This is a genomic window from Marinicella sediminis (genome assembly GCF_002000055.1).
GTDB classification, from domain to species: Bacteria; Pseudomonadota; Gammaproteobacteria; order Xanthomonadales; family Marinicellaceae; genus Marinicella; species Marinicella sediminis.
The window spans coordinates 1-25306 of the sequence record NZ_MVBD01000014.1 but is presented as its reverse complement, the minus strand read 5'-3'; the positions used below and the strand labels follow the sequence as shown (position 1 = coordinate 25306).

Sequence of the window (25306 nt, the reverse complement as noted above, 5' to 3'; positions counted from 1 at the left end):
AATAAAAAATGAGGAAAAATTATGTTGAAAAAATGTGTGTGTCTGATGCTGTTGGCCAGTGGACAAGATGTGCATTCGCAGCAACTTGATTATTGCGAAAATGGTTCCTATGGCAATCACTATCTGTGGATTGATGCCCTGATGAGTGGTGATTTTTTCCACTTCACCGGGCCCTACCACAACAATTATGGCGATCAAGACCACTTGTATATCGGTTACGATGACCAAACTGACCAAGTCATTCAGTGGCAAACAGGTTTGAATGAACTGGTCTTGGTGCCGGGACGTTTTGACCAGCCCTGGATGGATGCCTATCCGTCACATTGGCAGGTCTGGATTGATTTCAACCAGGACCTGATATTTGCCCCTGATGAACGGGTGTTGGCCCACAGCGGTGTGGACATGCTGGTCGAAACCATCGACTTGTCCGAACTGGTGGTTGATGGCGAGTTGACCACGCGCATGCGCGTCTCATCGGGATTGTTCGAGGACGCGCCTTCTTGTGGCTCCATTGGACTCGGAGAAGTGGAAGACTACACGGTTTCGATTGATGCAACGGTTTTGCATGTGCCTGCCATTTATGGCTCCATTCAAGAGGCGATTGATGCGGCTCACGCAGGAGATCAAATTGTGGTTCAAGATGGGGTGTATGCGGAAAGTTTGTTGATTGACAAACCGCTGACGTTGACCTCAGTTAACGGTCCTGCAAACACCAACATCACCGGGGTGCTGACTGAACCAACCATCGTTGTTATGGCACCCGATGTCACCATCCAAGGGTTTGATTTGAGCGGTGAGCGCCAAGCTGATTTGGCAGGTATTCATTACACCCCTGGTGCAGACCGGGGATTGATTAAAAATGTGGACTGTGGAACGGAAATTTCCGCTGAAACCGACTACATCAACATTCACATCGACCATGCAGATGATGTGAAAATTGATCAGTTGCATTGTGTGAACAGGGGGTCCAGGGGGGTCTACGCCGATCGGTCCTCGGGCATTCACATCACCAACAGCACCTTAAATGGACACAGCAGAACTGGAATCAGGTTTTTACTGGTTGATGACGGTTTGATTGAAAACAATGTTTTGAATAACAACCTGAGTGCAGGTTTGAGTCTGATAGCGTCCAATGGCAATGTGATTACCAACAACCTGTGTGATGACAACAGATTGGGTATGAGTATTGGTGACTCTGTCGATTTGCTGATAACCAATAATCGGTGCAATCGCAGCAGCAGCTTTGGGTTGTACATCACCCAAGTTGAAAACTCATTGGTACAGGACAATCTGATTGCTGATTCTGGTTATCAAGGGGTGCTGCTGAAGGAGTCCAATCTGGTGACATTCCGGGGCAACACCGTGAAGGGCGGCTTTGACTTTGGGCTTCATGTCCTTGATTCATTCGATCTGGAAATTAACGAAAATTCCTTTGAAACGAACCAAGAATATGCCTTGGTGGCTGAAGGCATGGATCAAAGTTTGGTGAGCGATAACCTGTGGATCAACAATTTTGGAATGATCAGGTATACATTTTCATACGGAAATGTATTCACAGGAAACAGCTCAGCCAATGACATGGTAGGTGGCGCGTCCCGTTGTCGAATCTTTGCAACCCGGTCCTCAAACAATATGTTCTATCTGAATGAATTCAATTGGACAAAGGGCGGAAAGATCTGTTTGTCATCCAGTGATCAAAGTTCATGGACTTCGGTTGATTCATTCACTTATGAATTCGGGGGGCAGACCTGGACTGTCCAATTGGGTAATTACTACCACAACGCAGATCACTTTGATGTGGATGGTGACGGGGTTGCTGAGCTCACACATCCCGTTTCCGGAGGGCCGACTGTTGACACCCGTCCATTGTCTCAACTTTTGTCATTCTATTTGTTACAAAAACCCTAACTAAGTGATACAAGTGCCCAAGTGCCATGGACCATTAATGACAATACACTGCACGACTGGCTGAGTCTCTTTACCTCGAATGTGATCCACAAGGACGTGGGTCATTTTCACAGGTGTGAAGGATTGGCAATGGCTCGGTAAGCCAGGTGTTCAGGGCTTGAGTTATCCTCAACATCCTTGTCAATGAGTTGCAAGATGAAAAAAATGAAAGTAGTTGGTTGGTCAAGTGATCTGGTATAAATCTGATTGAGTCAACTCAATCACACTCATTTCATTTAAACATGAGAAGTCAACGTCCCAGTACAGTTTGTTTTTCACCGATGAATTCTAATCAATGTAAACACTTTGGAGCGCCGGCTTCAGCCGGTGTCATTTGAAAGAGGGGTCAACATTTTCTGATCATTGGTGAAATCAACCATCTAACACCGGCTTATCAATGATTAAATTCATTGGTAGCAATGAAGCCGGAAAAGCAGGTAGTGACGGTTTCTGCCACCACAGGACATTGGGTGGTGTGAAATCAGCAGGTCAAATGTCATGGATGAATTGTTACTTTGTATTTGATTATAATGGTTGCTTCCAAAACCAACCAGGAAGCCCCATGAAAACCCTCTACCCACCGATAGAACCGAACCAAGTCTTTCACCTCTCAGTCAGTGATGTACATGACATCTATGTCGAAACCTGTGGTAATCCGCACGGCATGCCGGTGGTGTTTGTGCATGGTGGACCGGGTGCCGGCTGTGGGGAGGATGACCGGTGTTTTTTTGATCCGGAACAATACCACATCATATTGTTTGATCAGCGCGGCTGTAACCGGTCACGGCCATTGGGTGACCTGAGCGACAACACCACGGCTCACCTGGTGGCTGACATCGAAACCATCCGTGAGCACCTGGGCATTGAGCAGTGGGTGGTGTTTGGTGGTTCCTGGGGATCGACGTTGAGTCTGGTCTATGCTCAAGAGCACCGTGACCGGGTGTTGGGTCTGATCGTGCGTGGGGTGTTTTTTGGCACTCCTGAAGAAAACCGTTGGTTGTGGCAGGAAGGCCTGAGTCGGTTCAATCCAGAAGCCTATGAGCGCTACCGGAACCTGGTGCCGGAAGGACAACAGCATCAGATCCTCAAAACCTATTACGCCATGATGACCAGCGGCGATGAGGCGGTGCGGGATCGCGCGGCTTATGAAATGATGCGTTGGGAAGAAGCTGGCTTCACCATTCAGGACAACCCGGTACCGGTGTTGGATGATGACTTTGACTCCCACCAGGGGGTGTTGGAAGCCCATTACTGTGTGCACGATTGTTTCATCACTGACCGACCGATTTCCGATCACCTGGAAGTGCTCAAAGGTATGCCAGTTTATATTGTCAATGGCCGTTACGACATGCTTTGTCCACCTGAAAAAGCCTATCTGTTACACCAGGCCCTGCCTGATTCGCAATTGACGGTGGTGGACCGGGCCGGTCATGCCTCCAAAGAACCGGCCATGGCCCACGCCCTGGTCAGCGCCACCGATGAGATGTTGGTACGCTTGTCTTCCACCTGATGCGTACGCTAAGACAGTACACCATGCCTGCGGGGACAGCCTTGTTGTTGAGTGTGACCGACGCCATGGGACATGGCGGGTTATCTTCACTGGAAGGGATGTTTGAACTGGTGCTGATGGTATACCTGCAGGGCTTCATCTTGATGTGTTGGCTGGTGTTTGTCGGCATTTTTGTGTTCAAACAGCATGTGAGTGCCATTGTGTTCAGACGATTCAGACAAGTCATGTATGGGCTGACGGCACTGCTGATGCTGTTGGTGGTGAACTGGTTGGTGGATGAAGGGTTCAATCCTGAGTTGTTGGTGATTGCGTTGAGTGTACTGACAGGTGCAGTGATCATCACCGAAGCCACAGTGTGGGTGACCCGGCTGTTGCGTGGTGACCTGAGGAGCTGAGTACCACAAAAAAACCACCTTCTATGGGTCACAGCCCAGGCTTGGAATGGCGTCAGCGATGACCTGATGGGGCATGTTTAACCATCGCTGAAAGTTCATTTAAGCGGTACCTATCATATTGATATTAAATGAACTATTTGTTCAGCAATCAAGTCATGATTCGCAGGTTTTGCGAACCCTCAATGCGATAATTAATTCATCCAAACGGTTCTGAAACAGCTCCATTTATTGAGCTGTTTTCAACCACACAAGACGTTCCGGATAAGTCTTGATGTGGGCTGGTTGGGTGTCTGTTTTGTTCTTAATTTGAGGAAATGTTATGCAAAAAAAATACCTGACGGTGGTGCTGTGTTGCGCCCTGAGTTTGTTGTCATTGAAGTCATGGTCACAGACCTATTGTGAAGGGGGTGCTATTGATAATCAGTGGATGTGGGTTGAGGGGGTCACCAGTATGCCATTTGGCCACATATCTGGTCGCCATCATAATAATTACGGTGATCAGGATCATTTATACATTGGGTACGCTGAATACACCAGTCAGGTGATTGAGTGGCAGGAAGGGGTGAACCATCTGGAACTGATACCAGGTAAAATGGATCATCCGGCCATGGAAGCCTATCCACTGTATTGGCGGGTCTGGATTGATTTGAATCAGGATGGTCAATTCAGTGATGCCGAAAGGCTGTATACCAACAGTGGTTTCGAGACTGTCACCGCTGAGGTTGATCTGAGTGACTTAATTGGCGATGATGAGTTATTGACCAGGATGCGTATCCGAGGCGGATTCGATGACCACACCGAACCTTGTGTGCCGATGTTGTCCGGTGAAACGGAAGACTACACCGTGCGTGTGGTGCCATCTACCGTGAGCACATTGCGGGTACCACAGGAATACCTGTCCATACAGGCAGCGATTGATGCGGCTGTACCCGGAGACCGGGTGTTGGTGGATGATGGAATTTACCCTGAATCGCTGGTGGTTTACAAAGCCCTGACTGTGGAGTCAGTCAATGGTCCTGAGTCCAGTATCATCAGCGGCTCAACAGCACTCAACACCATTGAAGTGACGGCCAGTGATGTGACCATTCGTGGTTTTGGGGTGGAAAACCTGGCCCCCGACTCAGAAGCAGATGTTTTTTATGCTGCCGGAGCTGATAACGGTCAGGTGATCAACACCAAATGTGCTGAAACTGAGGTCGATGGAGTACCGGATGTGGCAGTCAGGATAACCGGTGCGAATCAGATCAGGGTCAGTGGTTTGGAGTGTGATGCCAGGGGATTGCAAGGCATCTATGCCGAACAAATAACCGGTGGTGAATTCACAGACAACCAGATCAGTCATCAGGCTGAATTCGGTATATACATCAACAATGCCCAGGATGTTGTGATTCGCAGTAATCAAATCCGAGCCAATGATGATGCCGGGATTTATGTCGTAGAGTCAAACAATGGAATTATTCAGGCAAACATCAGTTCAGACCATCAAATCAACGTTTCATCTACAGGTATTCACTTGTGGTTGAGTGAAGATTTTGAGGTCGTTGACAATCAGACCATTGATAATGGATACAGTGGTATATGGATTTCCAACTCCAACAGAGTCAAGGTGACAAGTAACATTGTTTCAGGCACCTCTTATGCGTTGTACCTGAATGCTGGTTACTACAATGAAGTTACTGATAACCAGAGCAATCAGAATTGGATGGGACTGTTCGTAACGGGTACAGATTATTCCCTGATCGCAGACAATGACCTGAATCAGAATGACTATGGCATGAACATCAGGTACACCAGAAACAATGTGTTCATAAACAACCTGGTAACTGAAAATCAGGTCATGTTGTTTTTGGGTTTTGCTGAACGCAACGAATTTATTGGCAATGATTTTCAGGGTCTTGAAGGCGCTGATTTTCCGGACTGTGCTTTTCGGTTACATGATGCTGAGTTCAACTACTTCAGTCGCAATCATTTTGATTTTGCCGGCGGAGAGGTATGCATCAATGATGCCAGTCGTGCCATCTGGCGTGGCAAGGACCCAGTGAATTATCAATATCAGGGACAAAATTTGACCAGCTATTTGGGTAATTTTTATATCGATGGTAACCATTCAGACCAAAACGGTGATGGCTTGGCTGATGCAGATCACCCATGGCCCGGTCAGGATGCTTTTGATGAATATCCTTTGGTTACCAGCAAAGATCAATACCTGATTCAATAAAGCTGAACCGGGGTCTGTTAAAGACCAACCAAGTGACACTTTTCTGGCTGAATTGTCAGAAAGGTGTCAGATAAATGTGGCAAAAGTTTGTGGGATCAGGTGATCAAAGACCGCTTGTCATTCAACAGGTCCGTAATCCATTTGACAGCTTAAGCCGCACACAAAATATTCACCGCCATTGGCTAGAATGGTCAATAAAAATCCATTGACCATGACCTTATCCACACAACTGGACTGGCTGGATGCTGCATCAGCCGGTCAGCTTTCTTCTGGCTTTCCACCGCGCATGGTGTTGCTCGATTGCGAGACCACTGGCGGGCGGGCCACCTACCACCGCATCATTGAAATCGGCTTGCTGATCGTTGAAGACGGCAAGTTGATTAAATCCTGGCAAAGCTTTGTAGACCCTGAACGCCCGATTCCACCGGGCATCACCCGTCTGACCGGTATCACCCAGTCCATGGTCAATGCCGCGCCCACTTTTGCAGAGCTGGCTGATGAATTACTGGCGGTGCTGGCTGATCGCACCCTGGTGGCACATCATGCGCGCTTTGATTATGGTTTTCTGAAACAGGAGTTCAAACGCTCAGGCATCAGTTATCAGGACAAACCGCTGTGTTCAGTGAAACTCAGTCGAATGTTGTACCCGCAATTCAACCGGCATGGGCTGGACCAGATCATCAGGCGATTTGGCTTGAGCATCGAAAACCGGCACCGGGCGCTGGATGATGCACAAATGATTCACCGGTTTTTCTTAAAAACCACACAGATTCATACCACAGCGGATATTGAGGCGGCCTGTCAGCAATTGCTCAAAGAACACAGCCTGCCATCACAGATCAGGCAAAGCGATGTGGATGCCTTGCCGAAATCACCAGGGGTGTATCATTTTTATGATGCCCGGGAGGTGTTGTTGTATGTCGGTAAAAGCGTCAACATCAGACAACGGGTGTTGAGTCATTTTTCCCAGGACCACCAGAACCACAAGGACTTGAAAATGAGCGCCTCGATCGCCTCAATCACCTATCAGTGCACGGTCTCTGACCTGGGTGCCCAGTTATTGGAAAGCCAACAAGTCAAAGCCCTCAAACCGCTGTATAACTCGCGATTGCGACGGGTCCGCAAGCTCTACCGCCTGGTGATCAGACACCACCCTGAGGGCTATGATTATCCGGAAATTGTGGCGGTTGATGTGGAAGACTCCGACCATTTGGTGCAAAACAGCTATGGCCTGTTCCGCAGCCGCCGACAGGTGCACAACAAGCTGCATAAATTGGCGGATCATTTCATGCTGTGTCATCAGGTGTTGGGCATCGAAAACCAAAAAGTCAGCAACCAAAAGTCCTGTTTCAGGCACCAGCTGAAAAAATGCCAGGGGGTGTGTTGTGGTCAGGAAACATACGCTGATCACAACCAACGACTGGCTCGTGCGCTCAATGGCTATCAACAGAAAATCTGGCCCTGGCCGGAAGCGGTACTGGTTGAAGAACGGTCTACGGATGAACACAGGCCATCACAATTTCACCTGGTCAATCAATGGGTCTATTTACGAGGCATTGATTCGGAAGAGCAGCTCAGGGAGGCAGGTTTTGTCGTCAGAAAACAGCCTGCAGCGAGGTTGCCCGAAAGCCATCAGCTTGAGTGTGATGAGGGTCTGGATGCTTTTGATCTGGACATCTACTTTATTCTGGTGCGTTTCTTACTGGACCCGGAAAAGCGCCGCCTGAACCACATTCATGTGCATCCACTGCTCAGATCAGCAGAGTGAAAAATTTTGGGTAAACCATCACTTCCGGGAGGTTACAACCACATACTGTTGTTCTAAAATGTATGTTTAATTAGATTGATTAAAACCTGACTGGAGACACCTATTGATGAATAACAGACTGATTTGGACACTGCTTGGTTTGATGACTGTGATGATGATCCGTGCCAACCCACCGAAAGGACATGGGCAGCTGGATGCACAACTGTATCTGGGTGATGGTGACCAACAGCCTTTGGTGGTCGGGTTTGGTGGCAGTGAAGGCGGTAATGCCTGGGCCAGTGAGCACTGGAAAGCGGTCAGGGATGATTTCATCAATGCCGGCTTTGCCTTTCTGGCGGTGGGCTATTTTGGTATGCCCAACACCTCACAGCAACTGGACCGTATTTCCCTTGATGCCATTCATGCTTTGATTGTTGATACCGCCGGTAATGCAAAAATCGATGGCCAAAAAATCATAGTGATTGGCGGTTCCAAAGGTGGTGAGCTGGTGTTGAATCTGGCCAGTCGTTATCAGGACATTGGTGCGGTGATTGCCCTGGTGCCGTCTCATGTGAGTTTTCCCGGATTGACTTATGAGATGAAACATTCATCCTGGATGTACCTGGGTGAGGAAGTCCAGTTTGTCAAAGCCACACCAGATATTGTGGTGCCAAGAATGACTGGGGATATTCATCAGGTATTCACCGTTTTGCTGGAGGATGTTGGTGATGATCATCCAGCGTTGATTGCGGTAGAACGGATCAATGGACCGGTGATCCTGATATCAGCACAGGAGGATGAGGTCTGGCCGTCAACCCGGATGTCTGATTTGGTGATGGAACGGTTGAAAAAGCATCGGTTTGGCCATGATTATGAACATTGGTCTTTGTCCGGTGATCATGCTTCGGTGCTGACTCAATTTCCCAGGATTATTGAATACCTGCGCCAGCAGTTCATTCAGTGATGGGATGATTGAGGATCTCATTTTTGGCTCTGATGCGGTCCTGTTGTTCGCGCAGGCGTTTTGATTTTTGGCGCAAGTGATCGGGGTGCCGGGTGGCATTGCGCAGCATCTGTTCGGTCAGTTGTCCTGAGCCCTGGGTCAGTTCATTGATCAGTTCAGCTTCAGGCAGGTTGTGCCAGTATTTCTTTGGCATTTCACTTTGCATGGCCCGGGTTTTCAAGCGTGCCGGATTAAAGATGTGTCGATAGTACTGGCGCCAGTAATCATCCATGTCATCACCAGTGCAATCGATGTCAGTGGGTTTTTCGCAGCCTTCGGTTAACTTCAGTTGTTGCTGATCCCAGTGGGCACAGGCATCCGGAGTCAGGATGGACCAGTTCATGGTGTTGAAGCGGCGGATGAAAAAGTCTGCCGTGTCAGGCACAATCAGGTGGTTGGGTTCGAACCACGCAACATACCAGTCCTGCCCGTCAATCTGCTGTTTTTTAAAGCGCACAAAGGCATGCATTTTATGCGCATCCCGGCGCACGGCCTGGGCCATGTGGCGCAAGCGACGGACTTCAGGATCAGTGATCAGGTGCAGCAAGTGCGGCTCATCATGGGTCAGGCGCCACAACAGGCTGTAGAGCAAAGCCCAGCGGTCATCGTCGCGGTAACAGGCAGCAGCCCGGGCCAGCTTCAGAAAGTTGGCCGGGACCTGGGTTTTGGTGGGTGGGTAAGCACTGGTTGATTCCTGAATCTGTATGGGTTCGGCAAATGCCAGCTGAGTCTGTTGGTCACCAGCCCAGTTGATGGTCGTCGGATGGACCTGCTGCCTGAGTAAATCCCTGGCGTGTTGTCGCCAGGTTTTGAAATCCCTCACGCCGTCGATGTTCATGAAAACACCATCGATGCAGTGGACTGGAACAAGGCGAGCTCCTGCTGGACCGGTGGTACAAACTGTGCCCTGAGGTTGTCATGTTCGAGCAATTGGCTGTTTGGGGTGTGGTCCAGGGTTTCGATAAAAGGCCGGCATTTTTTCAAAGGAACCCTCAGTTTTTGCAGATCAGCCAGCCTCAGCAGACGGTGTTTTCTCACCGTGGTGATTTTGTACGCGGTGCGCGCACCAATACCGGGCACCCGCAACAGCAATTCCAGCGGTGCCCGGTTGATGTTCACCGGGAACCAGTCACGGTGGCGGATCGCCCAGGCCAGTTTGGGGTCAATGTGCAGGTCCAGCATGCCGGCATCAGTGCCTTGTGTGGGCACGATTTCATCGGTACGGAAGCCATAAAACCGCAACAACCAGTCCGCCTGATACAAGCGGTGTTCCCGCACCAATGGTGGAGCCTGCAGGGGCAGTGCCGATGAAGCATCCGGTATCGGGCTGAAGGCCGAATAGTACACCCGCCGCATGCGATAACGGCTGTACAGCCGGTCGGTGGTTTTGAGGATGGTGCCATCGGTGGAATCATCGGCACCGATGATCATTTGAGAGCTCTGGCCTGCCGGCGCAAACACCAGCCGGCTGCGGGTCTTTTGGTTGCTGATCCGGGTGTGGTTTTTGTGTTGTTCTTTGGCCTCTTCAATGCCTGATTTGAGCCGTGACATGGTACTGGTGATGCCTTGCAGGCTTTTTTCCGGGGCCAGTTTCTGTAGGCTCTGCTGCGTCGGCAATTCAATGTTGATGCTCAGGCGGTCGGCATAGCGCCCGGCTTCTTTAAGCAACTCAGGTGAAGCGTCCGGAATGGTTTTCAGGTGGATGTAGCCACGAAAACCATGTTTCAGGCGCAGGTCTTTGGCCACCAGGATCAGTTGTTCCATGGTGTAATCTTCGTTGTTGATGATACCGGATGAGAGGAACAACCCTTCGATGTAATTGCGGCGGTAGAAATCCAATGTCAGTTTCACCACTTCAGCGACACTGAATCGTGCTTTACGTACCTGACTGGATGCCCGGTTGACACAGTAACTGCATTCATAAATACAAAAGTTGGTCAGCAGGATTTTCAGCAGAGACACACAACGGCCATCTGGTGTGTAGCTGTGACAAATCCCTGTGCCGCCGGCTGAGCCGATGCCTTTGCCATCCAGGGAGTTTCTGTGGCTGGTTCCACTGGAGGCGCAAGAAGCATCGTATTTGGCAGCATCGGCCAATACCGCAAGTTTATCAATCAGTTTCATCAGTAACGGCGGAACTGCCCCACCAGAACGCCCTGAATGGCCAGCTGATCCGGGTGGTACTCCATCGCATCCATGGTGCTGTTTTCGGGAATCAGACGGATGGTTTGCTCATCGATGTATTGTATGCGTTTCAGGGTGGTTTCCCAGCCATTGATCATCACCGCCACAATCTCATGATTTCGCGCCGTCTGGCAGGCCCGGATCACCACCCAATCCTGATCCATGATGCCCACATCCTGCATCGATTGGCCCTCAACCTTAAGCACAAAATGATCCTGACCGGCAAGCATGGCATTGATGTCGATGCTTTCATCATCACTGACTGCTTCGATCGGAGAACCCGCTGCAATGCGGCCCAGCACGGGCAATTCACCGGGCTCCATACTGATGCTCAGGCCAGTCAATGGTTGGTCACTGGTTTTTAATAAATGAATACCACGGTTGGCACGGCTGCGCTGAATATAGCCTTTCTGTTCCAGTGCCTTTAGCAGGCGGGAAATGTGGGCCATGGCTTTGATGTCCAGGCCTTCGCCAATGTCTACCAGACGGGGCGGCTTCTGATGTTCCCTGAGGTAACGTTCAATGAACGCCAGGGTGTCTTGTTCGCGGGTGGTCAACATGTGTTTGATTATAGGGAACATACAGGGAAAAAACAAGGCATCATTGTTGACCTGATATAAAAAACGGCCACCTGTCGGGTTGTTTCCGTGAACCAAAGGGGGTTTGCGTTGAGCGTTCTGCTTTGAATCATGTGATTTTGCTGAAAACCGCTGTTCAACGAACCATTTACCTCGCATAATGGGGTTTTATTTGACCAAGTCACTGATGAAACAGTCTGCATGCTTTGACCAAGGCTGGCTGAGACAATCAGGTATCAGATGAAACAAGCATGAAAAAAATGATGTTGATGATATTGATGGGTGCCACACCGGCGGTCATCGCAGAGCAACTGTTTGGCAAGATTATTCCAGTTGATTCCCGCTCCTTGAGCCCCACTGAATAAGTGGCTTCACTGGTTGAGCTGAATCACCAGTTATTGACAAACCGGGTGGCAGAGTTTGATGTGACATTACCGGATGGTGTATTGGTGACGGTGGTGTTCGAAGATTTGAAAATCCGCAGCGATCAGCGTTACAGTTGGTCCGGGCATTTAAAAGGTCAACCTGAAGAACAGCTCATCATCAGTGCGGTGAATGGTTTTTATGCCGGCGCTTTGTATTCCAAGTCCACGGTTTATGAGTTATCTCCCAGCGGGGAGGGCCAGTTGCGGGTGGCTGCTTTGCAGTCAGCAGCATTTCATGAGTGTGATGGTGATGTTCCGGTTAATGTAGCGGTATCGGCTGCACAGCCGGAGGCAACTTCAACCAGAGGCATCACTGATTCATTTGATGTACTTGTGGTATACACGCCTGAGGCCAGAGATGCGTCAGGTGGTGATGCCGGTATTCAGGCCACCGCACAGGCTGCGGTGGATGCCATGAACCTGTCTTTTTCCAACAGTGGGGTTGATGCTGAAGGTGTGTTGGTTCGGGCTCAGCTGGTTGCTTACAATGATTCAGGCAGTTCATCAGATGACCTCAACTGGGTCAGGGCTGACCCCACTGTGGCTGCGATCAGGGACTCAGTGGGGGCAGATTTGGTTTCCTTGCTGGCCAACAACATCGGTGGTTCTTGTGGCCGTGGTTACGTCATGAACACTCCGGGCCCGGGTTTTGAAAGTTTTGCCTTCCAGGTTACAGCCAGGGGCTGTGCGGTGGGTAATTTGTCATTCGCCCATGAATTTGGTCACAATCTTGGGCTGCAACACAACCCGGAAAACAGCAATACCCCACCGGCCAATGCGTCTTTCCCCTGGTCATATGGGCACTACCACAATGGCTCATACCGGACGGTGTTGTCTTATTCTGCCCAATGTGGCAGTGGCTGTACCAGAAGACCCTATTTCTCCAATCCGGATGTGTTGTTCAATAATTTGCCAACTGGCACAGAAGATGAACGTGACAACGCCAGATCATTGGAACAAACCGTTCCCATCGCGGCCGACTTCAGGGCACGGGTGAACGATTTGATTTTTGACAATGGTTTTGATCTGACGTTGCCAAATCAGTGAGGCAAATCAGTCAAATTGTGACCGAATAATGACCTGGGTCTGGTCAGCACGATTTTATGGTGCCTTGTTCATCAGGCTTTGGAAAAAGTCATCCATGTGATCTGTCAGATTGACATCATCGGCAAACCACGGGTGAATTTTCATGACCATGCCGACATGGCCCGGATCATCAAACAACACCGCTTTCACCTGGCCACCCCGAGCCTGAAGTTGGTTTCTGAAGGTGTCGAAATTGAATTGGCCTACCACCCGGTCATTGCGGCTGTGTAACAACAGCACCGGTGGTTCATCGCCATTGACGTGGTTATTGACTTTCATGCGCTTAAAATTGGCCTGACCAAATGTTTTGACGAAGCGGTGATACTCCGGGGTGAAGTTGTAAGGGCCCGCCAGACCGGCAAATCCCATGATGTCTGTGGGTTGCAGACCAACCGCATTCAGGTAACTGGCATCACTGATCAGCAGTGCGCCGGTATGGGCGCCTGCCGAGTGACCCGTCAGAAACAGCTGCTCTGGATCTCCGCCATACTGTGCAATGTGGGTTTTGGTCCAGGCCACCGCCTGGGCGATGTCTTCAATGAATGTCGGAAAGCGGCCTTCCGGAAATTTGATGTAATCGGCGATGACCACCAGGTAACCGCGCCTGACCAGGGCATCAGCAACAAAATGGTAGTGATTTTTTTTGCCTTTGTTCCAACCGCCACCATAAATAAACATCACCACAGGTTTAATGGTATCCGCATTCTGGCCATAGACATTCAACTTCTGATGTTTGAGCGGACCATAGCGGATGTTTTTGCTTGATTCAATCGGATGGGAGATTTTCAGACTGGTGTTCAATGGCCACAGTGCCAGCCCATTGGCTTGTATTGAATGACACCATGTCAGACCAATCCACAACAGCATGGTCATCAGGGCCCTAAACCAAATAGAGGTGAAAACAATCATCGGGTCAATGTAACAAAGCGACTGTGAAATTCAGGGCAGTGAATGGTCTTAACTGTAAAAAACCAAGGCATAAAAGTTGATGATGAGTTGCGAAGTTATGGGAGAGGTGAGTGCACCCGTCAACAAACCGAACAGCTGAATGGTTTGCTTGTGAACAGTCAGGAGCCTTTCCAATGGATTCATGGAATTGATGTGGATAAATAAGTCATGATAACACAGCCTCGCCTGACAACCGGTTTCTCCGGACCGGGTGATTTTTTCAGGAACATGCAATGGCTGATTTTCTGCTGGAATTATGTGGCTTGAAACCCTATGATATTGAGTGAGGTTTCGAATGACTTTCAGGGGGTTTGGTTGGTTATTTCGATCAACTGTTCAGCAAGGTGGTCATCCTGAAGTGGCCAACCATGGCTCAAAGCCCTGAAATGATTGTGTGTTTAATGCTCATCACATGAGGTGCTTTATGCAACAGAAAATCAATCCAAGAAAGCTACTCAACAGCAAATGGACTTCACTCACTCCCGACTTCAAAGAACGACATTTCATGGTGGTCAATGCCGAGCTCAATGCCAAGGGTAAGCCCGTGTTTTGTCAGATTGAAGCCATCCTCACCCACAAACTGTTTAAAATTGACTGGCAGCAGCTCAAAGACAACAGTCAGTGGCGTGTCGGCTGGCATTAGAAGGGCGTTGGCCTGACCGTGTTAGCGGCTCGGGTTCATCAAAAGCTGACTTGAAGACTGAAGTCAGTCGTCGGGGATGAATAAAACTGATCAGCGATCAGTACATGACCCGGCTGAAGGGCAGCACTTACCAGCGGTTGAAATAAACCGCAACAGGATGCTGACCCCCTGATAAAACCCACCGTTCAATGGCACCAACCTCCCCCCAACAGATCAAAACAGGTATGATATTGGTTTCATAACTTTCATCATCAGGAGGCATTGTGTCATCACTCAAAAACAGAACCATTTTCATCACTGGTGCCAGCCGGGGCATTGGCCGGGAAATAGCCCTGCTGTGTGGCGCTGCAGGTGCGAATGTGGTGATTGCTGCAAAAACCGCTGAACCCCATGCCAAATTGCCAGGTACCATTCACAGCGTGGCCGAGGAGGTGGAAGCCGCGGGCGGTCAAGCCCTGGCTATTCAGCTTGATGTGCGTGATGAAGACCGGGTGCAGGAGGCCATGGAGCAGACGGTGAGACAATTTGGTGGACTGGATGTGCTGGTCAACAATGCCAGTGCCATTTCGCTGACCCGTTTGCAGGACACTTCGGTCAAGCGCTTTGATTTGATTCATGAGATCAACACACGGGGGTCACTGGTTTGTGCACAGGCCGCTATTCCACATTTGAAAAAGAGTGATCAGGCGCACATCATCAGCCTTTCACCGCCGCTGAACCTGAAAAAGCATTGGCTCAAGCCGTTCATTCCTTACACTTTGTCCAAATATGGCATGACGCTGCTGACCCTCGGTTTGGCCGAAGAGCTGCGTGATGATGGGGTATCGGCTTCTACCCTCTGGCCTCAAACGGCCATCGCCACCGCGGCGGTTCAATATGCCCTGGATGAAAAAATCATGCAGCAATCAAGGACCCCGTTGATCATGGCGGAGGCAGCTCTGGCCATCATCAACAGCAATGACCTGTCATTTTCAGGGCAAAGTTGGGTGGATGAAGCCATCCTCAGGGCTCAGGGTGTCAACGATTTTGAGCGCTATAAATTTGCTCCTGACGCCACAGAATTGATGCGCGATCTGTACCTTGATGAGTGATGTGGTGATCCGGCCAGCGATCGCATCAGACCTGTCTTTGATTCTGAGCCTCAATGATGCGGAAGTTCGCTGGACCAGTCCTCTGAATCACCAGCAATTGGTGTACCTGGATCAGCAGGCTTGTTACCATCGGGTGATCTGTGAGGAACCTGACGTCCCTGTTGGCTTCTTATTGGTATTACCGGCCGGTGCTGATTATGCCAGTGACAATTACCGCTGGTTCAGCACCCAATTGACTGATTTCTGGTACATAGACCGCATCGTCATCAACAGCAATCAGGCCGGCAAAGGGTTGGGTGTTCAGTTATACCAGGACCTGTGTCAGGCAGCACAGCATGAGGGCATTGTTCAGTTGGCCTGTGAATACAACCTGCACCCCCCAAACCGCCCCTCGGCACGTTTTCATCAACGGTTTGGGTTTGAGGAAATGGCGCAGCAAACCCATAACGGCAAAATGGTGAGTTTACAGGTGCTGGATCTGAACAGCCGTTGAATTGACAACCCGTGGCTTCCCGGGTTTAATGGATTGACTTTATCCGGGGAATACCAGTGGTTGATGTGACGATGATTGTGGTTGGGTTGGTGGCATTGCTGCACCTGTGGTTTATGGTGCTGGAAATGTTTTTGTGGACCAGTCCACTGGGGTTAAAAGCCTTTGGGCAAAGTCGCGAGCAGGCAGAACAAACCCGGGTGTTGGCGGCCAATCAGGGTTTGTACAATGGCTTTCTGGCCGTCGGGTTGATCTGGGGTTTGTGGCTGGGACCTGCCGGCACCCACCTGCAATTGTTTTTTCTGCTTTGTGTGTTGATTGCCGGTGTATTTGGCGCGGTCACAGCCAATCCAAAAATCTTTTTCATTCAGGCTCTGCCTGCAGCGGTAGGCTTAATGCTGTTGTTGCTTTGAAGCCCTGGGTCTTTTACAATTGAGCATCCAGCCAATCGGCGTGTGCCTGACCAGCAGGGCATAACTGAGCAAGCCAATGACCATGGTCAGCAAGACCGATAAGCTAAATTCCAACCACAGGTTCCAGGCTGTATCGAGCATGGCGTATTGAATAACCATCAGTAATGGCAGGTGAATCAGGTAAATCCAGTATGATGCATCAGCGATGTAGCGAAATGTACGGTTGTGCTGATTGAGGTATCGCTGTCCTGCAATCACGCACCACAAGGTCAGATACCAGGCAGTGATGCTTTCTGACAAGGCCATCAATACATCTCCTTCAGCCGCCGGTACGCGGTGGTTAAAATACCCGTAACTGGCCAGGCCGGCCAGCAGCAGCCACCAGCGATAGCCAGTCAGTTGATCAATCGCCTGCTGATGATGGTACAACAGTGAGCCGATGAGGAAGAACAAGCCGTAGAGGATGAACGGCCAGAATAAAGGCTGCAGACCTTCCGGCGCCGGATGAGGGGCATTGACCAGGTAAAACCCTGGAACAAACAACAACGGCACCAGTACAACCATCACCCAGGGTTTGAACAACAGCGCAGTCTGTTTCAACTGGTATAAACCCAGCTTCCAGAACACCGCGGTGATCAGATAGAAAAAACACAGGTAATACAAAAACCACAGGTGAGCGGTACTGATGGGTTGCTCAGAGGATTGTTCGGAATCCATGGCCATAAAGATGAAATTCAGTACCGGAGAGGGGTTTTCCACGTTTTGGCTGGCCCAGATGATGGCCAGGTACATGGTCCACAACACCAAGGGTAAAAAGATCAACAACGGGGTCAGCACCCTCAGCAGCCGATTCCTCAAAAAACCGGTCAGTCCCCGCTTGTGCAACAGGAACACAGCGAAAAAGCCAGCAATCAAAAAAAACAGTGGCATGCGGAACAAGTGGGTAAACCAGGCAAACACATCAATAGAGGCAGACTTTTCGGTGTCTGATGACAGCCAGAAAAAGTGCAGCATCGGGCTGTAAGCCAGGCTGGCGTGGAACACCACACCCAACAGCATGGCCAGGGCCCGCAGGTTGTCCATGTGGTGCAGTCGGCGAAAATTTTCTGTCTGGTGCATCATCATCTCCTTGATTAAACAAAGTCTTTTTTACGACCCTGAATCACATAAGTCAGGATCAGGCAGGCCACAATCATCAACACTTCTGTGATCACAAAGGTGACGGCGGTCTGATTCCACACCACTGCATCGGTTTGCATGTGTTGCTGGATGCCCTCAAAACTGGCGGTCCAGAACATGAAAATGGACAAGGCCACATTGGTCAGCGAGATCACCACTATGGTCCAGGCATGTGATTCTGAAATCAGCCCCACTGCCAGTACCAGGCAAAACACAGCCAACATTTCAAGCAACAGAATGACCGCATAGACTGCCAGGCCGTCAGGTACCTGCGGTTGACCAAAGATCACCACCATCAGACCGCCGAGCATCAGTAGCCAGAACACCAGAAAAACACCCAGGTTGGCACACACCTTGGCATGGGTGTATTGGCGAAATGAAATGGGCAAGCTCATGATGAATGGCATAACCTGATCGGTGCGTTCATTGGTCACGGTGGTGATGACCATTTGCGCACCGGTGATGATGATGGCGGACAGCAGGATGGTCACACCGGCATAGAACAGTATTGGTGTTTCAGATGACAGCATCACCAGGCTGCTCAGTCCAAGCAGCAGATAAATAAACAATGGCAAGCGATTGAGTTGGATGTCTTTGAAGACCAGGGTTTTGATGATGTGGTTCATGAATTATCTCCTTGTCTTTTGGCTTCAACCTCAGCGACAAATATTTCTTCCAGGCTCAGGTAATCAATGTGTTGAATGGTGGCCCCCTGTTGTTGCCAGTCGGTGACCATCTGATCAGTCAGTCCCCGGACCAACAGGGTTGTGTTGGCCCCCTGTCTGATCAGCTCTTTGATGTTGCCATCAGCTTGTAGCATCAGGTTTTCAGGTGTCCGCATGCGTACCCGACGCCATTCCTCGATGAAGCTTTCCTTGTCATTGGAACTGACCAGCGTGCCCCGGTCGATGAAGGTGATTTGATCAGATATTTGCTCAACATCCTGGGTGTTGTGAGAAGAGAACAGGATGCTGCGCTCCTCGTCCTGTAATACCGCAATCATTTCATTCAGTACCTCCTTGCGGGCCACGGGGTCAAGTCCAGTGGTGGGTTCATCAAGGATCAGAAACTTCGGATGCCTGGCCAGCATCAGCAGCAGGCCGGATTTGACCCGTTGACCATGGGACATGCCTTTGATTTTTTGCTCAGCAATCAGATCAAAAGCTTTCAGCAGGTGATTGGCGTACTTGCTGTCCCATTGCTCCGGGTAAATACGGCCGATCAGGCTCATGTGCCAGTCAAGGGTGGCATTCTTATACAGTCGCATGTCTTCTGAAGCAAAGCCGATATGGCGTTTGGCCGCTTGTTGTTGCTCAGGGATGGGTTGCCCCAACACAGTCACTGTTCCCTCATCGGCAGCAATCAGGCCCATAAGGATCCTGATCAGTGTCGATTTACCCGCGCCGTTCGGGCCAATCAGGCCCATGATGCCGCCGGTGGGCAGCTTGAGGTTAATGTCCTGTAATTGAAAGTGGGGGTAGCGGCGTGACACCTTATCAAATTGAAAAGTGTAATCATTCATGATCGCCTCCGCTGGGATCGTCTGACAAGGTTTTGATGCGTTCAAGCAATGTCTCAATGGTCACTCCGTAACTTTTGGCTTGTTGAATGGCCTTCAGCAGGTGCTGGTCTATTTCATCTTTCATGATTTGATCTCCTAAATCTTTGTGGCCTGCCACAAATGAACCAATACCGTGCCGCGTGATGATCACGCCGGCCCGCTCCAGTTCCTGGTATGCCCTTTTAACCGTGATGACACTGACTTGAGTCGCCACGGCCAATTCCCTGATGGATGGCACTTTCTCGCCAGCGGGCCAATCACCTTGTGCTACCAGGCGTTTGATTTGTTCCATGATTTGTATGTACATGGGTCGGCCGTCTTTCTGAGAGAGTATTAAGTGAGCATCCATAGAGTAACTACTGTATATATTATGTATGCACAGTATATACACAGTGATCGAAGTGTCAAGTGTTTTTATTGTATGTGTTGCAACTGATTCAATCGGGATGATTGACTTCACTGTTCTCCAGGGTTTGCTGGAAAGAGAATGACTGTTGGTGGCCTCAGGCAGAAAATGGGCAACCGATCCGGGCAATTAGATTTTTTACTCTAATGTGATGATCCATATTAGAAAGGCGTTTAAATTAAGAGGGTTTACCATGAGAACATTGATTATTTTGGTTTGCTTGCTGTCTGGCAGCCTGAGTCAGGCACAAGAAACCAATGACACAGGTCTGTTTGCCACCGGACAACCGCTGCCTGCTTTCCAGTCCACCAAGGACCTGACTGATTACCTGAAAAACGAGATGCCAGGTACATTCCGTTATTATGAGCGACTGGACACCACATCCAGAAAAAAGGTTCTGGAGCAGTTACTGGCTGATGCAGACAGTGACCTCACTGAGATTGTGATTCAGGTGTACCGACAGAGGCCTCGTTAAGTTAATCAGACCGTGCATTCTGACCCTGCACAAGGGTCAGCTGTCCTGCCTGCGGCTGGCTGATTCCGCTATCACTTTGGCTTCCGGCTGAGATGACTTATAATGACTGTTTTTAAACAACCGTTTTAAGCTTTGAAGTCAACTTTTTTTCAACTCAACCTGTCACAAGAGTCATCAGGAGTGTGTCTGTGAGCCACCCATTGCATGTGGTTATCCTGGCTGCCGGAGCCGGCACCCGGATGCGATCAGCCAAACTCAAAGTACTCCACGAAGTAGCCGGACTGGCAATGGTGGATCACGTTTTGTCGCTGGCCAAACAACTCAAACCAGCTCAGATCACCGTGGTGTTTGGTCATCAGGGAGATCAGTTGATTCAACATTTACAACATGAACAGGTCAACTGGGCAGAGCAACAACAACAGCTGGGAACCGGTCATGCGGTCCGGCAAGCAACGCCATTCTTTCGGGATGATGAAGATGTGTTGGTACTTTATGGAGATGCGCCATTGGTGATGCCGGAAGATTTGTCCGCCATCACAGCCAGTCAGTTTGTTCTCACGGCTACTTTGGGTGATCCCACAGGATATGGCCGCATCATTCGTGATGGGGCACACATTGAGGCCATTGTTGAACAAAAAGATGCTTCAACAGAGCAGTTGGCCATCAAAGAAATCAATTCTGGCATCATTCAGGCACCGGCGGCGAAACTCGATCAGTGGCTTGCTCGACTGTCCAATAACAACCAACAGGCTGAATACTACCTGACCGATGTGATTGGGTTGGCTGCAGAAGATGGTACACCTTTCGAGGCGGTACAACTGGCCGATGCCAATGCCGTGAAAGGGGCCAATGACATGGCTCAACTGGCAGAGCTGGAAGACCTGATGCAACAACGCATTCGTGAGCAGCTGATGCGACAGGGTGTGCGTTTATTGAAGCCTCATTCGGTAGATGTGCGTGGTCAGCTGGATTGCGGCCAGGATGTGGTGATCGATAAAGGGGTGCTGTTGGAAGGTAAAGTGACCCTCGGAGACAACGTCAGGGTTGGCGCTTATTCAGTGCTGAAAAATTGCCGGTTGGCGGCAGGAACAGTGGTGGAACCGCATACCATGCTTGATGGCGTGACCACCACCGGTGCCTGTTCTATGGGGCCTTTTGCCCGTTTGCGACCTGGTACCCAACTGGCTGCCGGCTGCAAGATTGGAAATTTTGTGGAAACCAAAAAGGCCCGGCTTGGTCAAAACAGCAAAGCCAGTCACCTCAGCTACCTCGGCGACGCTGAAATAGGTGAAGGTGTCAATATGGGTGCCGGCACCATTACTTGTAATTATGATGGCGTAAATAAGTTCACCACCACCATTGGTGATGGTGCGTTTATTGGTTCAGACAGTCAACTGGTGGCACCGGTCACCATTGGCAAAAATGCCACCATTGGGGCTGGTTCAACGATCACCAGAGACACCCCGGATAACCAACTGACCTTATCCAGAAGCCGGCAAAAAACCGTCGACAACTGGCAAAAACCAGGAAAAAGATAACATGTGTGGAATTGTAGCAGTCAGCGCCCATAGAAATGTGGTTGACATCATTGTTCATGGATTACAGACCCTTGAATACCGGGGTTATGATTCAGCCGGCATCGCCATCATCTCCGGAAATGAGATTGCGATACGTAAACAGGCCGGCAAACTGTCTCAGCTCAAACAGGAACTGATTGAACATCCAGTGAGTGGACATGTGGGAATTGGACACACCCGATGGGCCACGCATGGTGAGCCCACATCGGCCAATGCCCACCCACATGATTCGAATAACGCCATTGCGGTGGTGCATAATGGCATCATTGAAAACTACCGCCCATTGCGTGATAAATTGGTGGCTGCCGGTTACGTGTTTAAATCTGAAACGGACACCGAAACCCTGGTGCACCTGATTCATTATTATCAGGCCCAGGGTAAGGATTTTTCGGCGGCCAGTCATCAGGCCATTGGAGAATTGGAAGGTGCCTATGCCGTGGCCATTACCTGTATGTCCGATCCGGACCGCATCATCGCAGCCAGAAAAGGCAGTCCGTTGGTGGTTGGTTTGGGTGATAACGAAAATTATGTGGCGTCTGATGTTCAGGCATTGATCAATGAAACCGATCAGTTTTATTACCTGGAAGAAGGTGATGTGGTAGAAATCACCCAGCACAGCTGTGAGATTTATGACCACGCCGGACAACCTGTTGAACGGCCTCTGAAAACCGTCAACCTGTCATCTGATGCGCTGAGTAAAGATGGTTTTGCTCATTACATGCTTAAAGAGATTCATGAGCAACCCACAGCAGTAGCCAACACCATTGCTGGTCGGTTGTACAATGATCAGGTGTGTAAATATTTCATTGATGAACCCATCGCTGATATCTTGAAAAAAGTAAAAAACATACACATCATCGCCTGTGGTACCTCCTACCATGCCGGATTGGTGGCCCGCTATTGGCTGGAAGCCATCACCCAGATACCCACCCAGGTAGAGATCGCCAGTGAATACCGTTACCGTAAACCCGTGGTGCCCGATGACACCTTGTTTCTGACCATTTCACAATCTGGAGAAACAGCAGATTCGCTGGCCGCCCTGAGGTTTGCCAAAACTGCGGGCTATTTATCCACTTTTGCGGTGTGTAATGTGGCCAATTCTTCTCTGGACAGAGAAACTGATGTGTGTTTCCTGACCCATGCCGGCCCGGAAATCGGGGTGGCGTCGACCAAAGCACTGACCACACAGTTGACAGTTTTGGCGCTGTTGACCCTCAAATTGGCAGAGATCAAAGGGGTCGATCCTGCTGTTCGAACCAATCTGGCCAAACAATTGAGGACCCTGCCAGGAATCATCAACCAATCCTTAATGCTGAATGACCAGATTGAGGTGATTGCCCGGCAAATTGTGCGCCGTGATCATGCGCTGTTTTTGGGTCGTGGGGTGCATTACCCGATTGCCCTGGAAGGTGCTCTGAAATTGAAAGAGATTTCTTACATCCATGCAGAAGGATATCCTGCCGGTGAACTGAAACACGGGCCACTGGCGCTGGTGGATGAGAACATGCCGGTGATCGCGGTTTGTCCCAATGATGAGCTGCTGGAAAAACTGGAATCCAACATTGAAGAGGTCAGGGCCCGGGGCGGTGAGTTGTATGCTTTTGTTGATCACAAGTCAAAACATGGTCTGGCCAACAGGGTGAATCACCTGATCGAACTCGAAGCCAGTGGTTCTTTTACTTCGCCCATCGTTTTTAACGTCCCTTTACAGCTGTTGTCTTATCATGTAGCTGTGTTGCGTGGCACCGATGTGGATCAACCCAGGAACCTGGCCAAGTCGGTCACGGTCGAATAATTATATGGCTAACAGAATGGTAATCAGATGAATCAATCCCGGATACCTCAGGAAGAAATCACTTTACTGCTGGATCAGTGGTCGCACGGTGACCGTGCTGTGGAGAACAAGCTGATTGAATCCCTGTATCCATATATTCACAAACTGGCCCATTTTCAATTGAAATCAAAATCTGCCAGTGCACTGCAAACCACTGAAGTGGTCAACGAAGCATTCATCAAGCTGAATCATCACAAAGCACTGGACTGGAAAAACAAAAGTCAGTTTCTGGCCATAGCAGCCAAGGTCATCCGCAGTGTGATCATCGATCAGTACCGTGCAGAACACAGTCATAAAAGGGGCGGAGAACATCAACACCTCACCCTGGACAGGATTCAGGAATTCATTGAAGAGCCTGATCAGCAAAACGTCAACTGGATTGAACTGGATGACCTGATCACCCAGTTGTCAGCCATTGATGAAGACGCAGCCAGCGTGGTTGAATACAAAATCTTTGGTGGATTGACCATACCTGAAATGGCTGCTGTGATGGAAGTTTCAGAATCTACCATCTCCAGAAACTGGCAATTTGCCAGGACCTGGATTCTCATGCAATTCAAGTAAGCCATCCCCGACAGGCTGCAAATTGAGTCAATGTCTGACACGTCAGGTTTATTCGCGATAACCACAAAAACAGCTGGATTGATCAATCTTTTCATCAGGGCCTGCTGACCGGTTCTGAACGCCTGGCTTAAGTGGGTGCAGGATGGCATGTCCGGCACATCTGTGAATCAGGGACAAGACCGCATGACGCCTATTCTCCCAGCGGCTAAACTCGTCTGAGGGTCGGTCTGAAGATTTGCATTTCGTCACTTTTGATAAAAAATCATTTTTTTTGACAAGGTTTTTCTGTGCATTGCGTTTATCAAAGTAAGACAGCAAAAGTTTCTCCTTCTTCTTCTTTTGTTGTCGAAGGGACTATTAAGGACAGATGTTGCTCAGGGATGAGCCATGGATGCGGGATCAATGTCCGCATTTCAGCGGATGTGTTAAAGGTCAATTAAGGAAGACAGGGAAACAATGCTCAGGGATGAGACAAGGACCCGAATCAGCTGAATTGGCGTACCTCGCCGAATTCACTCTCTGGTAAAGATCAATGGCCGGCACCCTGTTGTTGCACAGGCTTGCTGTGTTGATCAGCCAGCAAAAATACAGTACAGACCAGAATCAGTAAAAAACCTTCACATTTTTGACAAGCTTTGCCAGGTTTTTGCGTTTATAAAGGTATGACAGTCAACAATGGCTCCAGCCAGGGCTGCTGTCATAAGGAATGCAGGGATGGTTAATGATCAGGGATGAATCAGGGAAGACCGTGAGCGCCCGTCACACACCGGGCGCTTCATGAGATAAGGATCACAGGAAGTCATTACCCAGGGATGAGTCAGGGATGGTGTGTACCAACAACTCAGAACGGCGGTTCAGTTCTGAACAACATGGGATTTTTGTGTAACTGCTTAAAAAGGCGTTATCTGTGAGTGAAGTCCCATGTTTAGCCCATCAATTGGGTTATACTGTGCAACGTTTTTCCGCGGGCTGCGTGTGGCCTGGTGATGACATGAAAAAATCCGATCCTTTGAATAAACAGCAGTGGCAACA

23 protein-coding genes are annotated in these 25306 nt (G+C 49.7%); 15 read left to right on the top strand and 8 right to left on the bottom strand.

All coding sequences use genetic code 11. The features are described from left to right. Positions 1 to 21: 21 nt before the first annotated feature. From B0475_RS15530 to B0475_RS15505, 6 genes are all read left to right on the top strand, one after another. Positions 22 to 1908 carry a NosD domain-containing protein gene (locus B0475_RS15530; RefSeq protein ID WP_077412808.1) on the top strand — a complete coding sequence of 629 codons (1887 nt, stop codon included), beginning with the start codon at positions 22 to 24 and terminating at the stop codon, positions 1906 to 1908. A 601-nt stretch (positions 1909 to 2509) separates the two neighbouring features. Further along, positions 2510 to 3457, top strand: coding sequence for a prolyl aminopeptidase (gene pip / locus B0475_RS15525; RefSeq protein ID WP_157893012.1), 948 nt, complete (start codon positions 2510 to 2512; stop codon positions 3455 to 3457). Between the two features lie 23 nt (positions 3458 to 3480). Then, complete coding sequence (locus B0475_RS15520) at positions 3481 to 3852, top strand: hypothetical protein (protein ID WP_077412806.1); 372 nt, start codon at positions 3481 to 3483, stop codon at positions 3850 to 3852. A 319-nt stretch (positions 3853 to 4171) separates the two neighbouring features. Then, positions 4172 to 6070, top strand: coding sequence for a NosD domain-containing protein (locus B0475_RS15515; protein WP_077412805.1), 1899 nt, complete (start codon positions 4172 to 4174; stop codon positions 6068 to 6070). Positions 6071 to 6281: 211 nt separating this feature from the next. Next, positions 6282 to 7838 carry an exonuclease domain-containing protein gene (locus B0475_RS15510; RefSeq protein ID WP_077412856.1) on the top strand — a complete coding sequence of 519 codons (1557 nt, stop codon included), beginning with the start codon at positions 6282 to 6284 and terminating at the stop codon, positions 7836 to 7838. 106 nt (positions 7839 to 7944) lie between these two features. Beyond that, complete coding sequence (locus tag B0475_RS15505; RefSeq protein ID WP_077412804.1) at positions 7945 to 8781, top strand: acyl-CoA thioester hydrolase/BAAT C-terminal domain-containing protein; 837 nt, start codon at positions 7945 to 7947, stop codon at positions 8779 to 8781. On the opposite strand, the gene B0475_RS15500 is transcribed toward B0475_RS15505, so the two are convergent. The 3 genes from B0475_RS15500 to lexA are packed head-to-tail and all read right to left on the bottom strand — an operon-like array spanning position 8771 to position 11564. After that, entirely contained in the window at positions 8771 to 9658 is an 888-nt protein-coding gene (locus B0475_RS15500; RefSeq protein WP_077412803.1) for a TIGR03915 family putative DNA repair protein, read from the bottom strand. The genes B0475_RS15505 and B0475_RS15500 overlap by 11 nt on opposite strands. Beyond that, positions 9655 to 10944, bottom strand: a complete 1290-nt coding sequence (locus tag B0475_RS15495) for a putative DNA modification/repair radical SAM protein (RefSeq protein ID WP_077412802.1) — start codon at positions 10942 to 10944, stop codon at positions 9655 to 9657. The genes B0475_RS15500 and B0475_RS15495 overlap by 4 nt, the downstream gene beginning before the upstream one ends. Further along, positions 10944 to 11564 carry a transcriptional repressor LexA gene (lexA, locus tag B0475_RS15490; RefSeq protein WP_198538332.1) on the bottom strand — a complete coding sequence of 207 codons (621 nt, stop codon included), beginning with the start codon at positions 11562 to 11564 and terminating at the stop codon, positions 10944 to 10946. Before lexA ends, B0475_RS15495 begins: the two co-directional genes overlap by 1 nt. Before the next feature lie 383 nt (positions 11565 to 11947). On the opposite strand from lexA, the gene B0475_RS15485 reads away from it, so the two are divergent. Further along, a complete protein-coding gene (locus B0475_RS15485) occupies positions 11948 to 13054 on the top strand; it encodes a M12 family metallo-peptidase (RefSeq protein WP_077412800.1) in 1107 nt (368 codons plus the stop codon). Positions 13055 to 13108: 54 nt separating this feature from the next. Here the strand turns inward: B0475_RS15485 and B0475_RS15480 are convergent, their stop codons facing one another. After that, positions 13109 to 14002 carry an alpha/beta hydrolase gene (locus tag B0475_RS15480; RefSeq protein WP_077412799.1) on the bottom strand — a complete coding sequence of 298 codons (894 nt, stop codon included), beginning with the start codon at positions 14000 to 14002 and terminating at the stop codon, positions 13109 to 13111. A gap of 463 nt (positions 14003 to 14465) precedes the next feature. On the opposite strand from B0475_RS15480, the gene B0475_RS15470 reads away from it, so the two are divergent. The 4 genes from B0475_RS15470 to B0475_RS15455 all read left to right on the top strand — a co-directional run bounded on the left by B0475_RS15470 (position 14466) and on the right by B0475_RS15455 (position 16678). Then, the gene (locus B0475_RS15470) at positions 14466 to 14684 is read left to right on the top strand and encodes a TIGR02450 family Trp-rich protein (protein ID WP_077412797.1); all 219 of its coding nucleotides are present in this window, start codon (positions 14466 to 14468) and stop codon (positions 14682 to 14684) included. Between the two features lie 263 nt (positions 14685 to 14947). Next, positions 14948 to 15775: an SDR family oxidoreductase gene (locus B0475_RS15465; RefSeq protein WP_077412796.1), complete on the top strand. Its 828-nt coding sequence runs from the start codon at positions 14948 to 14950 to the stop codon at positions 15773 to 15775. After that, entirely contained in the window at positions 15768 to 16268 is a 501-nt protein-coding gene (locus tag B0475_RS15460) for a GNAT family N-acetyltransferase (protein ID WP_077412795.1), read from the top strand. Before B0475_RS15465 ends, B0475_RS15460 begins: the two co-directional genes overlap by 8 nt. 71 nt (positions 16269 to 16339) lie before the next feature. After that, positions 16340 to 16678, top strand: coding sequence for a DUF1304 domain-containing protein (locus tag B0475_RS15455; protein ID WP_077412794.1), 339 nt, complete (start codon positions 16340 to 16342; stop codon positions 16676 to 16678). Here the strand turns inward: B0475_RS15455 and B0475_RS15450 are convergent. The 4 genes from B0475_RS15450 to B0475_RS15435 are packed head-to-tail and all read right to left on the bottom strand — an operon-like array spanning position 16658 to position 19725. Then, entirely contained in the window at positions 16658 to 17803 is a 1146-nt protein-coding gene (locus B0475_RS15450) for an acyltransferase family protein (RefSeq protein ID WP_077412793.1), read from the bottom strand. The two genes, B0475_RS15455 and B0475_RS15450, sit on opposite strands and share 21 nt — an antisense overlap. An 8-nt stretch (positions 17804 to 17811) precedes the next feature. Then, positions 17812 to 18483, bottom strand: coding sequence for an ABC transporter permease (locus B0475_RS15445; RefSeq protein WP_077412792.1), 672 nt, complete (start codon positions 18481 to 18483; stop codon positions 17812 to 17814). Continuing rightward, a complete protein-coding gene (locus B0475_RS15440) occupies positions 18480 to 19379 on the bottom strand; it encodes an ABC transporter ATP-binding protein (RefSeq protein WP_077412791.1) in 900 nt (299 codons plus the stop codon). Before B0475_RS15440 ends, B0475_RS15445 begins: the two co-directional genes overlap by 4 nt. After that, the gene (locus B0475_RS15435; RefSeq protein WP_109862413.1) at positions 19372 to 19725 is read right to left on the bottom strand and encodes a GntR family transcriptional regulator; all 354 of its coding nucleotides are present in this window, start codon (positions 19723 to 19725) and stop codon (positions 19372 to 19374) included. The genes B0475_RS15440 and B0475_RS15435 overlap by 8 nt, the downstream gene beginning before the upstream one ends. 292 nt (positions 19726 to 20017) lie before the next feature. On the opposite strand from B0475_RS15435, the gene B0475_RS15430 reads away from it, so the two are divergent. From B0475_RS15430 to B0475_RS15415, 4 genes are all read left to right on the top strand, one after another. Next, entirely contained in the window at positions 20018 to 20299 is a 282-nt protein-coding gene (locus B0475_RS15430) for a hypothetical protein (protein WP_077412789.1), read from the top strand. Between the two features lie 188 nt (positions 20300 to 20487). Next, positions 20488 to 21837 carry a bifunctional UDP-N-acetylglucosamine diphosphorylase/glucosamine-1-phosphate N-acetyltransferase GlmU gene (gene glmU / locus B0475_RS15425; RefSeq protein WP_077412855.1) on the top strand — a complete coding sequence of 450 codons (1350 nt, stop codon included), beginning with the start codon at positions 20488 to 20490 and terminating at the stop codon, positions 21835 to 21837. A 1-nt stretch (position 21838) separates the two neighbouring features. After that, positions 21839 to 23671, top strand: a complete 1833-nt coding sequence (glmS, locus tag B0475_RS15420; protein ID WP_077412788.1) for a glutamine--fructose-6-phosphate transaminase (isomerizing) — start codon at positions 21839 to 21841, stop codon at positions 23669 to 23671. Between the two features lie 27 nt (positions 23672 to 23698). Further along, positions 23699 to 24274 (top strand): ECF-type sigma factor, encoded by a 576-nt coding sequence (locus tag B0475_RS15415; protein WP_077412787.1) that lies wholly within the window; start codon positions 23699 to 23701, stop codon positions 24272 to 24274. Positions 24275 to 25306: the final 1032 nt, after the last annotated feature.